Annotated in this window: 15 protein-coding genes and 2 tRNA genes; 9 read left to right on the top strand and 8 right to left on the bottom strand. The window is 72.0% G+C overall.

The features are described from left to right. The first annotated feature begins 10 nt into the window (after positions 1–10). From ACFVQ3_RS15450 to ACFVQ3_RS15435, 4 genes are all read left to right on the top strand, one after another. A complete protein-coding gene (locus ACFVQ3_RS15450; RefSeq protein ID WP_387640758.1) occupies positions 11–799 on the top strand; it encodes an N-acetylmuramoyl-L-alanine amidase in 789 nt (262 codons plus the stop codon). Further along, positions 799–990, top strand: a complete 192-nt coding sequence (locus ACFVQ3_RS15445) for a hypothetical protein (protein WP_387640756.1) — start codon at positions 799–801, stop codon at positions 988–990. The genes ACFVQ3_RS15450 and ACFVQ3_RS15445 overlap by 1 nt, the downstream gene beginning before the upstream one ends. 453 nt (positions 991–1,443) lie before the next feature. Beyond that, complete coding sequence (locus tag ACFVQ3_RS15440; protein ID WP_387640753.1) at positions 1,444–1,809, top strand: hypothetical protein; 366 nt, start codon at positions 1,444–1,446, stop codon at positions 1,807–1,809. A gap of 113 nt (positions 1,810–1,922) precedes the next feature. After that, positions 1,923–2,585: a M23 family metallopeptidase gene (locus ACFVQ3_RS15435; RefSeq protein ID WP_387640750.1), complete on the top strand. Its 663-nt coding sequence runs from the start codon at positions 1,923–1,925 to the stop codon at positions 2,583–2,585. 468 nt (positions 2,586–3,053) lie between these two features. On the opposite strand, the gene ACFVQ3_RS15430 is transcribed toward ACFVQ3_RS15435, so the two are convergent. Continuing rightward, a tRNA-Ile gene (locus ACFVQ3_RS15430) sits at positions 3,054–3,127 on the bottom strand. A 63-nt stretch (positions 3,128–3,190) separates the two neighbouring features. Between ACFVQ3_RS15430 and ACFVQ3_RS15425 the strand changes: the two genes are divergently transcribed. Further along, positions 3,191–3,697 carry a hypothetical protein gene (locus ACFVQ3_RS15425; protein WP_387640748.1) on the top strand — a complete coding sequence of 169 codons (507 nt, stop codon included), beginning with the start codon at positions 3,191–3,193 and terminating at the stop codon, positions 3,695–3,697. Positions 3,698–3,751: 54 nt separating this feature from the next. Further along, positions 3,752–3,824, top strand: a tRNA-Asn gene (locus ACFVQ3_RS15420). Positions 3,825–3,937: 113 nt separating this feature from the next. Here ACFVQ3_RS15420 and ACFVQ3_RS15415 read toward each other — a convergent pair. From ACFVQ3_RS15415 to ACFVQ3_RS15405, 3 genes are all read right to left on the bottom strand, one after another. Further along, positions 3,938–4,321: a hypothetical protein gene (locus tag ACFVQ3_RS15415; protein WP_387640745.1), complete on the bottom strand. Its 384-nt coding sequence runs from the start codon at positions 4,319–4,321 to the stop codon at positions 3,938–3,940. Positions 4,322–4,603: 282 nt separating this feature from the next. Continuing rightward, entirely contained in the window at positions 4,604–6,541 is a 1,938-nt protein-coding gene (gene dnaG, locus ACFVQ3_RS15410) for a DNA primase (RefSeq protein WP_387640743.1), read from the bottom strand. Between the two features lie 79 nt (positions 6,542–6,620). Continuing rightward, on the bottom strand, positions 6,621–7,499 hold the full coding sequence (locus ACFVQ3_RS15405) for a helix-turn-helix domain-containing protein (RefSeq protein ID WP_387640741.1): 879 nt from the start codon (positions 7,497–7,499) through the stop codon (positions 6,621–6,623). A 76-nt stretch (positions 7,500–7,575) separates the two neighbouring features. Between ACFVQ3_RS15405 and ACFVQ3_RS15400 the strand changes: the two genes are divergently transcribed. From ACFVQ3_RS15400 to ACFVQ3_RS15390, 3 genes are all read left to right on the top strand, one after another. Continuing rightward, entirely contained in the window at positions 7,576–8,031 is a 456-nt protein-coding gene (locus tag ACFVQ3_RS15400) for a VOC family protein (protein ID WP_387640740.1), read from the top strand. 76 nt (positions 8,032–8,107) lie between these two features. Next, on the top strand, positions 8,108–8,956 hold the full coding sequence (locus ACFVQ3_RS15395) for a helix-turn-helix domain-containing protein (RefSeq protein ID WP_387640737.1): 849 nt from the start codon (positions 8,108–8,110) through the stop codon (positions 8,954–8,956). A gap of 143 nt (positions 8,957–9,099) precedes the next feature. Continuing rightward, positions 9,100–10,158, top strand: coding sequence for an ABC transporter substrate-binding protein (locus ACFVQ3_RS15390; protein WP_387640735.1), 1,059 nt, complete (start codon positions 9,100–9,102; stop codon positions 10,156–10,158). A gap of 135 nt (positions 10,159–10,293) precedes the next feature. Here the strand turns inward: ACFVQ3_RS15390 and ACFVQ3_RS15385 are convergent, their stop codons facing one another. The 4 genes from ACFVQ3_RS15385 to ACFVQ3_RS15370 form a co-directional block, all read right to left on the bottom strand. Further along, entirely contained in the window at positions 10,294–11,559 is a 1,266-nt protein-coding gene (locus ACFVQ3_RS15385) for a deoxyguanosinetriphosphate triphosphohydrolase (RefSeq protein WP_387640891.1), read from the bottom strand. A 153-nt stretch (positions 11,560–11,712) separates the two neighbouring features. Continuing rightward, positions 11,713–13,545, bottom strand: coding sequence for a glycoside hydrolase family 13 protein (locus tag ACFVQ3_RS15380; protein WP_387640888.1), 1,833 nt, complete (start codon positions 13,543–13,545; stop codon positions 11,713–11,715). Between the two features lie 63 nt (positions 13,546–13,608). Next, positions 13,609–14,541: a sugar ABC transporter permease gene (locus ACFVQ3_RS15375; RefSeq protein ID WP_138824125.1), complete on the bottom strand. Its 933-nt coding sequence runs from the start codon at positions 14,539–14,541 to the stop codon at positions 13,609–13,611. Between the two features lies 1 nt (position 14,542). Continuing rightward, a complete protein-coding gene (locus ACFVQ3_RS15370; protein WP_387640732.1) occupies positions 14,543–16,195 on the bottom strand; it encodes an ABC transporter permease subunit in 1,653 nt (550 codons plus the stop codon). Between the last annotated feature and the right edge of the window lie 200 nt (positions 16,196–16,395).

Genomic DNA, 16,395 nt, shown 5'->3' with positions numbered 1-16,395 from the left:
GGAGGAACCTATGGCGATCTACCCAGGCGCTGTCCAGCGCCTGATCCCGCACGCGAACACGGAGAACGTTCGCGCCACCGTCCGCCACCGCATCAACTTCCACACCGCGGTCACCGACGCGTCGTCGCTCTATCCCTACTTCTCGCAGCCCGGACAACCCTGCTCGCACTTCTACGTCGCCGAGGACGGCACGGTCGAGCAGTACATCGACACCGACTTCTTCTCGGCCGCCGACTACCAGGGCAACGACGCGACCATCTCGATCGAGTCCTGGGACGGCTACGGGCGCCTCTGGACCGCCGGCGGCCAACCCCCGGCGTGGACCGCGGCACAGGTCGCGGCCCTCAAGGCCCTGTCCACCTGGATCACCCACACCCATCGGACGATCCCCATCCGGCTTGCTTCCGACTCCCGCGTCGGAGAGAGCTCTCGCGGCCTGTCCTGGCACCGCCTGGGGGTGGAGTCCTCTCCCCCGTTCCGCCCGGGCTACCGCGTCGACGGCGGCATGTACTACTCCACCGCCATCGGCAAGACCTGCCCCGGCGACGCTCGCATCGCACAGATTCCCGGCATCCTCGCCGCGATCCCACCCGCTCCGCCCCTACCCAACGTCCTGGAGGACAAAATGATCGTGATTCTCAACAAGTCGAACAACGCGGCCATCATCGTCTCGGGTGGCCGTTCGGCCCCTGTCGTCGGCTGGGACCAGTACGTCACGCTCACCCAGACGCTGCCCAACGTGGGCGTCTCGGCCGCGCAGTTCAACGCCATCGTGGCGTCGTTCCCGCTCACGGCCTGATGGCGGCGCCCACGTCCGGGGTCTCCGACCGCGTCGTGTCCTGCCTGCGCACGGTCGTGCCCCGCGTCCCCGACTCGCTCGCACGGGTGGCCCGCAGCTCCCCGCAGACCCCGGTCTGCGCGCACAGCGCGGAGACCGGCGCCCTCGCGCACGTGCCGCCGTCGGGCGCATCTCCCAGCGAGCAGGCCTAGCCCCGCCGGGATCCGCTCGAGCCGTCAGATCGGCTTGGTGAGCGGAACTGAGAGGAGGTCTGGCAGCGCACCTTGACGTCTGACCCGTAGTTCCCCTGCGGCCGAGCCCCGCCCTCTTCGGAGGGCGGGGCTTGACCCCACGACCGGCGGACACCGACCAGGCGCGCATGCCGAGCGAGATCCACAACTGGCTCGCCGTCACCGGCCAGCCCTGCGCCCGACGCGAGGCCACCCACGACCTGGTCGTCGCCGTCGGCAAGGACGTCTCCGCGACCCAGAAGTCCGCGGCCAGCGCGGACCGGGCGGCGAGCTCGACGCTCGCGCTCGTCCAGGTGCCGGTCAGACCTACGACTACCCCGCCGCGACCCACAACCTCCTCGCGGCCGTCGGAGGCGACGTGTCAGCGCTCGCGGTGCGCGACGTCCTCACCACCACACCCCAAGGAGACCCCGCGTGACCACCACCCCGACCCACCCGATCTCCGACCGCGCCGTGTCCTGGCTGCGCACGGTCGTTCCCGTCCTGTGGGGTTCGGCCGTCGCCGCGATCCTGCGCGCGATCACCCCGCACCTGCCGGGCGGCCTCGGCGCAGCCCTGGCCGACTGGCTCGGGGCCGAGACCACGCTCGCGCTCGTCACGGCCGCGGCGATCGCCGCCTGGTACGCCCTGTGGCGCTGGGCCGAGCCCCGCATCCCCGACTGGCTCACGCGGGTCGTCCTCGGCTCCGCGCAGACCCCCACCTACATCGGACGCCACACCGCGGACGCGGGCACCGCGTACGCGCACCCGACGTCCGGCACGCCGGCCCCGCGCGCCTGACCGGGTCGGGCATCAACCGTCCGGGCCGTCACATCGGTCCGGTCAGCACAACAGAAAGGAGTCCTTCTATGTGGGTGAACCCCGCAGTAGGACGTATCACTTCCGGATACGGGATGCGTCTGAATCCCGTTACCGGAGTCACGAAGCTCCACGCTGGTACCGACATCGGGGCGCCGTCCGGCGCCTCGATCTGGGCCGCCAGCGCAGGAACCGTGATCTTCTCCGCCTTCGACTCCGGCGGAGGAAACATGGTCAAGATCGCACATGGCGGCGGTGTCGAGACGTGGTACCTGCACATGACCGCACGCCACGTCGCGGTCGGCGCAGCCGTCGCGGCCGGTCAGCAGATCGGCACCGTCGGATCAACCGGCAACTCGACCGGGCCGCACCTGCACTTCGAGACCCGCGTCAACGGCGCCCCGCAGAACCCTGCCCCCTTCATGTCGGCCCGCGGCGTCGCCCTGGGCATCGGCACTCCCCCCACCAACCCCACCCCCAACCCCACCCCGGAGGACGAATTGACCCCCACGCAGGCAGCACAGCTCGCTCAGACCGTCGAGCACACCGGAGAGATCCGCCGAATGCTCGGCGTCCTGCTCGGCTACAACGCACCCGCCAACGAGACCGAGCTCACGGGCCTGACCCAGCTCTGGGGCCAGGGCAAGGACACGACCGAGGCCCGCCGCATGCTCGGCGTCATCCTCGGGTGGACCGCACCCGCAGCCGCCAACGAGACCGAGGCCCTCGCCAAGCTCTGGGGACAGCCCACCGCCTGACCCGGACGCGACGAACAGCCCCGCCCTCCTTCGGGAGGGCGGGGCTTCCTGTCCTTGGTTGGAGCTCGGGTCGTTGACTTGGGCTCGTGACTGGGTGAGACGTGTCCGCCCATGCCCGATCCTTGCCACACCCTGCCTAGATCGGGCCATGGTTGACCTGATCAATGAGGCTCGCTGCCGACAGTGCGCCTCGCGTGGGGCGACGTCTGCCCGGGAAGCAGTCGTGCGGGCATGTCTTCTTCGAGCCTCGAGTTCGTCGAAGAAGGCGTGCATCGCATAGTCGTCCGGTCCCCAGACCGCTTCGGCGGCTACTGGATCGATGTTGCTCGAGACAAACCCGTTGCGGACTGGAACCTGAACCAGGGGTGGCGCGTCCTGCGGGTCCGGATCGCTCGGGTTCGGAGTTGGCTACCGTTCTGGCTACACCACCCATGTAGCCAACCCCGAGACTCGCTAGCGTTTGCAACGTAGGGCAGGTGGGGCTTGAACCCACGACCGGCGGATTATGAGTCCGATGCTCTGACCGACTGAGCTACTGCCCCTCGGCGGACAAGCGTACCGGCAGGCGGGCGCCGCACGGGCGCGGGGGCAGTACCGTGTCTGGCATGGCTCTGTTCGCCCGTAGCTCCCTGCCCGACGACGCCCGCAGGTCCCTGCGCCTCGCCCCGAAGGACGCGGTGCTCGCCTCCGCGCAGCTCGTCGACGGCTCGTGGGCGGTCGCGACCCGCACGGTCCTGGCCACGACCGGGGACGCAGCGACCTCGCGCCCGTGGTGCGACGTGGACAAGGCGGGGTACGACCCGGCCACCGCGTCGATCACGGTCGAGTGGGTCGACGGCGCCGCTCCCCTGGTCCTGCACCTCGCGGACGTCCGGCGCACCGCGCTCGCCCAGACGGTCCGTGAACGGGTGCAGTCGTCGGTGGTCCTCGCGGAGGTCGTGACGCTGGGCGGCGGGCGGACGGCCAAGGTCGCCGTGCGCCGTGACAGCGACGGCTCGCTCTTCTCCCAGGTCGTCACCGAGGCTGGTGTGGACCTGGAAGATGCCCGGACGCGGGCTGTGATCGACGCCGCGGAGGACCGGCTCCGATCGATGTCCGGACTACCCCTCTGATGCTGATAGAGTTTTCTCCGGTCGCCCAACCGGTGAAGATCGGTGGGTGAGCGGTCCCGCGTAGCTCAGCTGGCAGAGCATCCGACTGTTAATCGGACGGTCGTAGGTTCAAGTCCTACCGCGGGAGCATGACACGAGGCCCCTGGTCTGCGGAGACGCGGACCAGGGGCCTTCTTGCGTCTCTCCTGGGCGCGGGTCGCGGTCAGTGGTCGGACCGGCCACCTCGCCGTGATGTGACCGTCATCTCACGGTGCCGAACGTCTGCTCGAGACCGGGGTCGCTCGGCGCGTGTCCCGTCCCCGCGGGAGTGGGCGTCTCGACCCGTCGGGGCATGATCGCGACGCGGAACGCGAGGTAGCGGTCCACGTTGGTGACCGCGCGGTAGACGCCCAGCAGGAAGGCCACCGCACCCGCCAGGGCTCCGAGCACGCTGGAGGCGAGGAGCACTGCGGCGGCGATCGCGTCGCCCGGGCTCGTGGCGTAGAACGTGGCGTAGTCGGTTCCGCCCAGCCCGACGGCGAGGGACACCCCGAACAGGACCTGGGCGGCCGCGAGAGCCGCGAGCCCCGCGACGATGAGGACGGCACTTCGGTCGATGACGGGCACAGCGACGGCACGGGACATGGTTGATCTCCTCGGATGAGCGACGGTGCGGGCTCTGTCTCCCGCGTGGTGCCGGCCGGCGGCCACCATCCTGGTCCGGTCTCGGTACCTGCCACCGGTTGTCCACAGCCCGGCCTCGAGCCCTGGTCGTGCGACCGGGTGGACGACTGCGACGACGGGACACGAGGGGCGAGCGACAGGCGTCGCCACGTGCGGCACGCACGTTGCCGTCGGCGGCCGGTCACGTCACCCTCGGCGACTCGGCACGTCACCCTCGGCGAGCGCGCGGCCGGCCCCCTGGACTCAGACGCGCTCGCGCAGCTCGCGGCGCTCCTTCTCGACCGACAGCAGCTCGGCGAACGCCGCACGGTAGGCGTCGGGGTCGGCGGCCGGGTCGAGGCGTTGCAGACGGCTCTTGGCGTCCGCGACGCGCCGCGTGAGGCCCAGGTCCACGAACGCCTTGATCACGCCCTGCACGTACCCCTGGATGACGTTCTCGCGGTCCTCGGGCAGCGGCGCGACCGCGAGCTGGTTGACGATGCCGCGGACGGTCTCGGGGGCCTGCTCGATCACGTGCTCGACCCACTGCCCGGCCGGGTGCGCGGCGGCACCCGCCATGCCCCCGGCAGCCCGGATCGCGTCGTGCACGGCCCGCCACGCAGGGGTCGCGAACGCCGTCTCGGTGAACGCGTCGAACTCCTCGGCGGGCACGTACTGCGGGTACTGGAGCGCGACGACGAGCGCCTGCCTCTCGAGGCGGGCGACGGGGTCGCGCGGGTCGGGCTGCGCGAAGACGGGACCCGACGGCGCCGCGGGGGCTGCGTCGTCGGGCCCGGGTGGTGCCACCCGCACCGGGGCCGGGAGCGTCTGCGGGACCCCGGCCTTGCCCGCCGCAGCGACAGCGCGACGCACCGACTCGGAGTCCATCCCGATCCAGCCCGCGAGCATGCGCGCGTACTCGGGCCGCAGGGCCGTGTCGCGGATGCCCGCGACGACCGGCGCCGCGGCGCGCAGGGCGGCCACGCGCCCCTCGGCGGTGTCGAGGTCGAACGTGGCGAGCGTGGTGCGGATGACGAACTCGAACAGGGGCTGACGCCCGTCGACGAGCGCCCGCACGCCCTCGGGGCCACGCGCCATGCGCAGCTCGCACGGGTCCATGCCGCTGGGTTCGACCGCGACGAACGTCTGGGCGTAGAAGCGCTGGTCCTCGCCGAACGCGCGGACGGCGGCCTTCTGACCGGCGGCGTCGCCGTCGAACGTGAAGACGACCTCTCCCCCGAGCGACGCGCCGGACGCGAGCTGGAGCCCGCCGCCCGCAGTCGTGTCCCCGAGGAGGCGGCGCACGATGCGCGCGTGGTCGGTGCCGAACGCCGTGCCGCACGTCGCGACGGCCGTCGTGACGCCCGACAGGTGCGCGGCCATGACGTCGGTGTACCCCTCGACGACCACGACGCGCTTGTTCTTGGCGATCTCGCGCTTGGCGAGGTCGATCCCGTAGAGCACCTGGGACTTCTTGTAGAGCGTGGTCTCGGGGGTGTTGAGGTACTTGGGGCCCTGGTCCTCGTCGAAGAGCTTGCGCGCACCGAAACCGATGGTCTCGCCCGTGACGTCGCGGATGGGCCACACGAGGCGGCCGCGGAAGCGGTCGTAGATGCCGCGCTGGCCCTGGCTCATGAGGCCCGACGCGATCAGCTCGGCCTCGGTGAAGCCGCGCCCGCGCAGGTGCCGCAGGAGCGAGTCCCAGCCCGCCGGGGCGAAGCCGACGCCGAAGCGTTCGGCGTCCGAGCGGTCGAAGCTGCGCTCGGCGAGGAACGCGCGCGCGACCGTGGCGCCGGGCGCGAAGAGCTGCTCGGAGAAGTACTGCGAGGCCACGCGGTGGGCCTCGAGCAGGCGCTGGCGCTTGCCGGGCTCCTCGGTGCGACGCGGGCCGCCGCCCTCCTCGTAGCGCAGCTGGACGCCCACACGGTCCGCGAGGTACTCGACGGCCTCGGTGAACGTCATACCGTCGATCTTCTGCACGAACGAGATGACGTCGCCGCCCTCGTTGCAGCCGAAGCAGTGCCATCGCCCCACCTGGGGGCGGACGTGGAAGGACGGGGAGCGCTCGTCGTGGAAGGGGCACAGCCCCTTGAGCGAGCCGACGCCGGCGGGCTTGAGGGTCACGTGCGAGGACACGATCTCGTCGATCCTCGCGCGTTCGCGCACCGCGTCGACGTCCTCGCGTCGGATCAGACCTGCCACGTACCCGAGTGTAGGTGCCGCCGCCCACGTGTCACGCCGGGCGCGTGCCCGAGACGGAGCGGGCCGCGCTGCGGCCCGCTCAGGAGGACGTGAGCTGCAGCAGCCGGGCCCGTGATTCCGCGCACCGGCGGGCGTACGCGCCCGGGGTGTGACCGGTCACGGAGACGAAGTCCACAGCGAGGTGCGCCTGGTCGTAGTAGCCGACATCGACCGCGAGCGCCGCGAGGTCCTGCCCGGGGTCGGCGGCCAGGCGCTCGGCGGCGAGGTGGACACGGTGGCGCTGCAGGACCCACTTGGGCCCGACGCCGACGCGCTCCCCGAGGAGCCGCTGGAGGCTGCGCGTGCTGGTCCCGGCGATGCGCGCGAGGTCGGCGACGCGGGCGTGCGGGCCGAGCTCGCCCGACGTCGCGGCGTCCAGCACGCGGGAGACCGTCGGCAGCGCGGGGTCCGGTGCCAGCCGGTCGCGCAGGAGGTCCACGAGGAGGCCGACCGCGGCCTCGTCCTGGCCGCGCCGGGCGAGCGCGAGGGCGCGCTCCCCCACCTCGTCGGCCCCCGGCCCCAGGACGCCCGACGCCGGCACGGACGTCCCGCGCGGCACGGCCAGCGCGCCCGGCCGCAGCTTCGCGGCGACGACGACGCCGGCCCCGAGCAGCGTCCGGTCGAAGAGACCGTCGGGGATGCCGTGGGCCGCGAACCCGCTCGGTTCGGCGACGAGGTTGACGCACGGGTGCGGGATCACGGTCTGGGTGAACGACTCCCCGGCGGGCAGGTCCCAGCGCACGAGCCAGAACCAGTCGACGCGGTCCGCGAGGTCGGCCGGGGCGGGCAGGCGCTCGAGCGCGAACGCCCGGCGCGCGGCGGCGGGGTCCACCACGCCGTACGTGGTGGACGGTACTCCGCCGCTCGGGGCGTCGAGGCCGCTCGGGGCGCTGCCGGCGCCCGCAGGTACGTGTCGCATTCCTCCAAGACTGCCACCGCGCACCGACACGACGATGGATGAACCGGCAGCACCGACCACTGGAGGAACCATGGACATGTCAGCCCTGCACCCGAACCTCGCCGTCTCCGACGCGCGCGCGGCCATCGACTTCTACACCGCGGCGTTCGGCGCCGAGGTCGACGACGTCATCACGGCCGGCGACGCGATCATCCACTCCGACCTGCGCCTGCCCACGGCATCCGGGTTCTCGACGTTCACGGTCGCCCAGGAGTTCCCCGGCGCGGGCTCCGTGGCCCCCGACCCGACGGGCCCGACGCCCGTGTCGTTCACCGTGCCCGTCCCCGACACCGACGCCGCGTACGCCCGCGCCATCGCCGCGGGCGCGACGAGCACGTCCGAGCCCGCGGACTGGTTCGAGGGCTTCCGCCAGGCCTCGGTGCGCTGCCCGTTCGGGCACCGCTGGTACTTCACGACGGTCGCGGACTCCGTCACTCCCGACGACGTGCAGCGCGCGAGCGACGCCTGGATGAGCGAGCAGCCGGCGGGCTGAGCGGCCGGCCGCCCGCGCGCCAGGACGGGCCGGTCCACCGACCGGCCGGGCGGGCAGGGGCGGTAACGTCCTGCCCATGACGATCGACGAGCACCCCGGGAGCATCCGCCTCTGGGGTGCTCCGTCGTTCACCGAGGAGCCCGCGGTGCCCTACCTGGCTCCGGAGGGGCGGATGGTCGCCGACCCGTGGAGCCTCGCGACCAACGTGTTCGAGCCGGGCCACGCGCGCGAGTGGCCCGACGAGGTCCACTACGAGCACGAGCTCGTCTGGGGTGAGGGTGGACCGCTCGACGTCGAGGCCCTGGGTCGACGGTGGCTGGTCCCGCCCACGCTGGGGATCTGGCTTCCCGCACGGACGCGGCACAGGGTCCGGGCCGATCCGGACGTGACCGTCTACGCGACCTACCTGAATCCCGACCAGGTCGCGCCGCGGTGGGAGAGCGTGGTCGGAGTTCCGGTCAGCGCGCTGCTGCGCGAGCTGCTCCTGCACGACGTGTCGGCCGTGATGCCGGACCCCAGCCGGCACAGCCTCCAGGCGCTCGCGGTCGAGCAGATGGTGCCGCTGCCGGTCGCGAGCATCGAGCTGCGCATGCCGCGCGAGGTCGACCTGCTGCTCGTCGCCGAGAGTCTGCTCGCGCACCCGGGGGACGGTCGATCGCTCGACGCCTGGGCGTCGGAGATCGGCACGAGCCCGCGCACGTTCATGCGCCGGTTCGTCGAGGAGACGGGGCTCTCGTTCGCGCAGTGGCGCATCCTCGCGCGCACGGGTGCGGCCCTCGTCCTGCTCGCCGAGGGTCGCCCGGTCCGCGAGGTCGCGCGCGAGGTCGGGTACTCGAGCCCGAGCACGTTCGTCACGGTCTTCCGCCGCACCACGGGCATGTCGCCTGCTGCGTACGCGCGCCTGCTCGGAGCGCCCGGCCGCTGAGCCTGGCGGGAAATCGGTCATCGCTGGCAGGATTTCTCGATCCCGCCCGGGTTAGCCTCGCCTTCGTCGCGCCAACTAAGGCTAGGCTCATCTAACTAGCGGGCGTCGAGTCGCACAGCGATACGCCCGACGGAGGACCCTTCATGACCCCGACCACCACCCGCCGTCGCACCGCTCCCCGACGCCGCCTCCTGGGCGCCGTCGCCATGCTCACGACCGTGTCCGCCCTCGCGGCCTGCTCGACGGGAGGGACCGACGCCTCGACGCCGGCCCCCGCGGGCGGCGCTGACGTCGCCGCGACGAGCCTCGCCGAGGCCGACGCGTTCCCGGTCGAGATCGAGCACACGTACGGCTCGACGACCATCGAGGCCGAGCCTCGGCGGGTCGTGACCATCGGCTGGAGCAGCCAGGACGCGGTCGTCGCGTTCGGCAAGGTCCCCGTGGGCATCGAGCGGTTCACGGGCCCCGGTATCGAGGACGACATCCTTCCCTGGCTGACCGAGACCTTCGAGGGCGCCACGCCCGAGCTGCTCACGAGCAACCCCGACGTCCCGTTCGAGCAGATCGCGGCCCTGCGTCCCGACGTGATCGTCGCCGTCTACTCGGGCATCACCGACACGGCCTACGAACGCCTCTCCGAGATCGCCCCGACGCTCGCGTTCCCGGGCTCCGCGTGGGAGACGTCGTGGCAGGACCAGACCACGATGATCGGCGCGGCCCTGGGGCAGCCCGCCAAGGCCGACGAGCTCGTCGAGGGCGTCGCGACGAAGGTCGCCGAGACCGCCGCGGCCAACCCGCAGCTCCAGGGCAAGACAATCACGTACGCGATGAACGGCGAGGGCGGCCTCATCGTCTTCTGCCCCTCCGACCCGCGCATCGAGCTGCTGACCCAGATCGGGCTCGTCCCGTCCCCGGGCACCCTCACGGTCTGCGGCGCCGAGGACGCGTCGTCGGTCTCGGTCAGCTCCGAGCTCGTCCCGACGCTCGACGCCGACGCGTTCATCCTCATCGACGTCGACGAGACCGTCTACGACACCCTCGTGGGCAACCCGCTGTTCGCGGCGCTGCCCTCGGTCGTCGACGACCGCGTGATCCGCGTCGTCGGCATGGACTACGCCATGGCGACCTCCGCACCGACCGTCCTGAGCATCCCCTACGCGCTCGACGAGTTCGTCGCCCAGCTCACGACCACCCTCGGCTGAGCAAGCCCCGCGACAGGCACGGGCACCCGCCCGCGAGGCCCCGAGGTCATCGAGCACAGCGAACACAGCGAACACATCGAGCACAGCGACGGCCCGACCCCCACCGGGGGCCGGGCCGTCGCCGCGTCCAACGGGTCAGCGCGGCCCGGAGACCCACCGCTCGTGGAGCTGGTAGGCGCTCACGTCGGTGAGCGACGCGACCTGGTCGACGACGACGCGGAGGCGAGCGGCGTCGTCGGGCGCCTCGACCCAGTCCGCCGCGAAGGGCGCCTCGAGCGCACCGGGGGCCTTGTCGATGAAGACCCCGACGAGGTCCGCCAGGACCTGCCGCTGCTGGTGGTGCAGCGGCTCCTGCTCGCGCGGGGCCATGACGTACGCGACCGCCATGCCCTTGAGCGCGAGGATCTCCGCGGACGTCGTCTCCGGGACCACCAGGCGGGCCGAGTAGCGCGTGAGCGGACCGTCGCCGTACTCCTCACGCGTAGCGGCCTGCGCCGACCCGCTGAACCGCCCGATGAGCTGGCTCGTCGAGTCCTTGAGCGCCGCGAGCGCCCGGCGCGACCCGTCGAACCCCTGCATCAGGTGGCCGGTCGCCTCGAGCCGGGAGATCGCGGCGTCGAGCTCGTCCGCGGTGTACGCGTCGCCGTACCAGGCGCGGACCGCGGCCACGACGCGCGCGCGCTCGTCGGGGTCCGCGAGGACCGCGAGGTCGAGCTTGCCGCCCACGATCGCGTCCTCGACGTCGTGCACCGAGTAGGAGATGTCGTCGGCCAGGTCCATGACCTGGGCCTCCATGCACTTGACGTGCTCGGGGGCGCCCTCGCGCAGCCACGCGTAGACGGGCACGTCGTCGGGGTAGACGCCGAACTTGTGCGTCGTGGATCCGTCCGCGCGCACGGGCCCCTCGCCCCGGCGCCACGGATACTTGACGCTCGCGTCGAGGCTCGCACGGGTCAGGTTGAGGCCCACGGGCGTGCCGTCCGCGGCGAAGACCTTGGGCTCGAGGCGTGTCAGGAGCCGCAACGTCTGGGCGTTCCCCTCGAAGCCGCCGTGGTCCGCCATGATCTCCGCGAGGGCACGCTCACCGTTGTGCCCGAACGGTGGGTGCCCCAGGTCGTGGGCCAGGCACGCGGTGTCGACGACGTCCGGGTCGCACCCGAGCGCGCGCCCCATCTCCCGACCCACCTGCGCGACCTCGAGGCTGTGCGTCAGGCGCGTGCGCACGAAGTCGTCGGAGCCCGGCCCCAGCACCTGGGTCTTGGCACCGAGCCGACGCAGCGCCGAGGAGTGGACCACGCGCGCGCGGTCCCGTTCGAAGGGCGTGCGGGCCTTGCTCTTGGGCGGCTCGGGGACCCAGCGCTCGACGTCGTCGACCGAGTATCCGAGGGCGCTTCCTGGCATCGTGTGGGGCACGGGTCCCACCCTATCGACGCCGCGCGGAGCCGTGGTGCTCGTTCCCAGGGCTCCGCCGCGGACGGGTGCGCCTCAGGCCCCCTCGACCCGCGCCTGCAGCCCCGGTGGACGCCCGTGCGCAGCTCGGGCCAGGGGGACGGCTCAGGCCAGCCGCCAGACGCCGACGGCCGGGCCAGCGGCCGTCACGTCGAGGCCGTCCGGCGTCACGTCGAGGGACAAGCCCCCGTACAGCCGTTCGGCGTCGGCCCCGTCGAGCAGGTGCCGCGGCAGGCGGGCCCCGGCCCACGCGTCGCGTGCGACGACGACGAGCACGCGCTCGTCGAGCGTCTCGCGCAGGTACGCCACGGCGTCGTCGTCGACCACGAGCCAGCGCAGCCCGCCCTCGCGCAGCGCCCGGCTCCCCCGGCGCAGCGCGACGAGCCGCCGGTAGACCTCGAACGTCCCGCCGTCCCAGCGGTCGGGGCGGTCCCACGGCATGGGCACGCGTGCGTGCTCGCCGTTGGTGCCCGTGAGCCCGACCTCGTCGCCCGCGAACATCACGGGCGTGCCGGGGTAGGTCAGCAGGAGCGTCGCGGCGACCTCGACCATCTCGGCCGAGCCCACGATCGAGCGCAGGCGCGGGGTGTCGTGCGACCCGAGCATGTTCCACTGGCGCGACGTCACGGCCCACGGCAGGACGGCGTCGAAGTCGCGCATGGTCTCGACCATGCTGCGACCGCCACGGCGGGGCGTCGTGACGGGGAGCCCCAGGAACGGGACGGTCGAGTCGTGCGGCGCGAGCCACGTCCAGATCGGTCGCGTGAACGCCGAGTAGTTCATGTTGGCGTGCCAGCCGTCGCCCGCAAGGTCGCCCGAGGCGTCGTGGAAGTGCTCGCTCACCAGGACCGCGTCGGGGTTGATGTCACGCATGGTCGCACGGATGCGGCGCGCGATCTCGAGCGTGCGGTCCTCGTCGGCGTAGCGGCCCGTCATGTTCGCGACGTCGATGCGCCACCCGTCGAGCGCGAACGGCTCCCCCAGGTAGCGCCCGACGACGGAGCCCGGCCCGTCGATCATCCTCGCCCCGAGCGTGGGCGAGCCGTAGTTGAGCTTGGGCAGCGACGCGTGCTCGAGCCAGCCCACGTACCCGGGCTCGCCCGGCGTCCAGTAGAACCAGTCGCGCTCGGTGCTCGACTCGTCCGCGTGCGCACGCTCGAACCACTCGTGGCCCGCACCCGTGTGGTTCGTCGTCAGGTCGCCGAGCAGGCGCATGCCGCGCTCGTGCACCGCCCGCGAGAGCGACGCGTACGCCTCGTCGCCGCCCAGCAGCGGGTCGACGTGGTCGAACGTGCTCGCGTCGTAGCGGTGGTTCGAGCGCCCCGGGAAGACAGGGGTCAGGTAGACCGTCCCGACGCCCAGCGCCTGGAGGTGGTCCAGGTGCTCCTCGATCCCCCGCAGGTCGCCGCCGTAGTACTGCGTCCCGACACCGGGCCCGGCCGCGAGCGGCTCGTCGTCCCAGTCGGCGGGCTGCGCCCAGTCCGGGACAGGTCGGTCGTCCGCCTCGGCCGAGCGCGCGAACCGGTCCGGGAAGACCTGGTAGACCACGCCGTCGCCCATCCAGGCCGGGGCGGACGGGTGCACGGTCAGGCGGAAGTCCGCGGCGTCGGGCACGTCACGGTCGAAGACCCCGCGCCCGTTGAGCCACCGGTACCCGCCCGGGACGTCCAGGAAGAACCGGTAGCCCGTGACCGGGTTGTGGACCAGGACGTCGGCCACGTACCAGGACTCGTGCTCGTCCTCGCTCTCGAGCCGGGCCTGCGAGAGGCGCGGCTCGCCGTCGCGCACGGTCCGCAGCCACACGGCCCGGACCTGCGCGTCCGGCCCGCCGGGCACACGTGGCACGCGCACCCGGACCGGGACCACGTCCCCCAGGGCGGGGGTGCCGCCGGGGACGTGGACCTCGGAGCCGTCGTGGTGCGCGGCCAGGGCGACCACCTCGCGAGGCGAGGTGGTCCTCCCGGCGGACGTGGCGTCGTCGGGCGCGGTGGTGCTCACGGGTCAGCCCTTGACCGAGCCGGCCGTCAGACCGCCCACGATGTACTTCTGCAGGTAGAGGAACAGCGCCAGCACCGGGAGCGTCGAGATGACGGCGCCCGCGGTGAACAGGCCCCAGTTCGCCTCGCGCAGCGACGAGACCCACCCGTACAGGCCGACCGCGAGCGTCCAGTTGGCCTCCGAGGTCAGGACGATGCGGGCGATCATGAACTCGCCGTACGTGCTGATGAACGACAGCAGCGCCACGACGGCCAGGATCGGCGCCACGAGGCGCAGGATGATCGTCCAGTAGATCTGCGCGTGCGTCGCGCCGTCGAGCTTCGCGGCCTCGTCGAGCTCGCGCGGGACCGTGTTGAAGAAGCCGTACATGAGGAACGTGTTCACGCCCAGCGCGCCACCCAGGTACACGCAGATCAACGCCAGCTTGCTGTCCAGGCCGAGGGCCGGGACCACGTCGCCGAGGCTCAGGAGCAGCAGGAAGATCGCGATGAACGCGAGCATCTGCGGGAACATCTGGATGATCAGCAGCGACGTCAGGCCCGTGCGGCGACCCGTGAAGCGGAACCTGGAGAAGGCGTACGCCGCGGCGGCGCCCATGAGCACGGTGCCGACCGACGTCGCGACCGCGATCACGAGCGTGTTGAGCATCCACGTCCAGAACAGCGAGTCGCCGAGCTCCGCGTAGTTGACCGAGCTCACGTCGGCGAAGAGCGTGTTGGAGCCCGTGAGGGTCCCGTTCTCGGACAGCGACGCCGACAGCACGTAGACCAGCGGGAACGCCGAGAACACGACCGCGACGACGCCCACGAGGTGACGCCAGCCGAGCTCGCTGAACCAGCGGCCGGGCTTCATGCGCGTGCGGCCCTCGGGACCGGACGCGCCGCCGGAGGACGAGCCCGCCGAGCCGACGGGAGCGGAGACGGAGGTGGTCGCCATGTCAGTTGATCTCCTCGAACTTGCGGGTGCTCCGGAAGGCCAGGGCAGAGATGGTGCCGACGATCACGAAGATGACGATCGACAGCGCGCTCGCGAGCCCGAAGTTCTTCGGAGCCGACCCGTCGACCCCGGAGATCTGGTAGACCATCGAGATCAGGATGTCGGTGTGCCCCAGCGGGACCGAGGCGTCCCCGAACCGTGGACCACCCCCGGTGAGCATGTAGATGAGCGTGAAGTTGTTGAAGTTGAACGCGAACGACGAGATGAGCAGCGGTGCCGTCGAGATGAGCAGCAGCGGCAGCGTGACCGAGCGCCACGTGCGCCAGCGGCCGGCGCCGTCGATCTTCGCGGCCTCCATGACGTCCGACGGCAGCGACTGCAGGGCGCCCGTGCAGATCAGGAACATGTAGGGGAAGCCGAGCCACAGGTTCACGAAGAGCACCGAGAGCTTCGCGAGCACCGGGTCGGTGAGCCACGGGATCTCCGCTCCCCCCAGCAGGACCTCGTTGATGAACCCGAACCTCGTGTTGAGCAGGCCCGACCACAGCAGCGCCGCGAGGAAGCCCGGGATCGCGTACGGCAGGATCATGAGCACGCGGTAGATCTTGCGGCCGCGCATGCGCACGTCGTTGAACGTGATCGCGAGGAACAGGCCCAGCAGGAACGTGGTCGCCACGGAACCGATCGCGAACACGAACGTCCACGCGAGGATCTTGACGAAGGGCTGCGCGTAGCGCCCGTCGGAGAAGGCCGTGACGAAGTTGTCGAAGCCGACCGCCACGCGCCAGCCGACGGCGAGCGTCGTGCCGTCCGCAGCCTCGAACTGGCCGTCGTCGTTGGGGCTGTAGACGGTCCCGGTCGTCGTGTCCGTCATGGTGTCGGCCGCGTCGTCGTACTCGAGCGTCGAGGTGTAGACGAAGCCCGTCATCGCGTCAGGCGTACGGATCGACCCGTCCTCGGGGTCGTCGGACACGGGCACGCGGAGGTTCGTGACCTCCTCCTGGCGCTGGAGCACCTGGCCTCGCTCGAGGACCGTGTACCCGGGGACAGCGGTCGCGCGGCCGGCCTCGACCGTCGCGTCGTCGACCACGGTCAGGGGCTGCTCGGCCGACCCGACCTCGACGTCGCCGTCGGGCGTGACGATCGCGAAGGCGAGCGTGCCGCCGTCCTCGACGACCGTGAGCGGAGCCGACTCGGACCCCTCGACGCGGCGCTCGTTCTGCACGAGCAGGGCCTCGATCGCCTGCTCCTTGGTCGAGTTGTGCCCCGTGCCGTAGTTGGTGAAGGCGATGTAGCCCGTGTAGGCCACCACGAAGATCTGGTACGCAAGCAGGAAGATCAGGCCCGGCAGGATGTACTTGAGCGGCAGCGCGCGCTTGGAGAAGTAGACCCAGTTGGCGGCGACCAGCATGGCCGCAGACGCGGCGAGGATGCCGTACGACTCAGCCGTCCACGCGGACCAGACCACGTACACGCCCAGCGCGTCGATGACGGCCATGAGGGCGAGCTTGGCGAAGAACCCGGGGCTGTAGTTCCGGGCGTGCGACCCGTCGCGGTCCCGGCGCGGGCGGACCCTGCGCGGCCCCTCGGGCGGCCCGGAGTCCTCCGGAGCGCCGACGGCGGTGTCGGTGGGCGTGATCTGTGGGGCGGACATCGAGCCTCCGTAGTCGTGCGACACGGGTACCGGCCCGCGTCATGGGGCTGGCGCAGCGCCGCTCGTGCGGGCTGCACCGACGACCCGCGGCCGTGGGGGGGGGGGGGGGGGGGGCCCGGGGGGGGGGGGGGGGCGCGGGTCGCGAGGTCGAGAGCGTGTGGGGGGCAAGTTGTGAGAACGGGTGGTGGGGGTGGGGGGCG

The sequence above is a fragment of the Oerskovia sp. NPDC057915 genome (assembly GCF_042887685.1).
GTDB lineage: Bacteria > Actinomycetota > Actinomycetes > Actinomycetales > Cellulomonadaceae > Oerskovia.
This window is presented reverse-complemented; position numbering and strand designations above follow the sequence as displayed.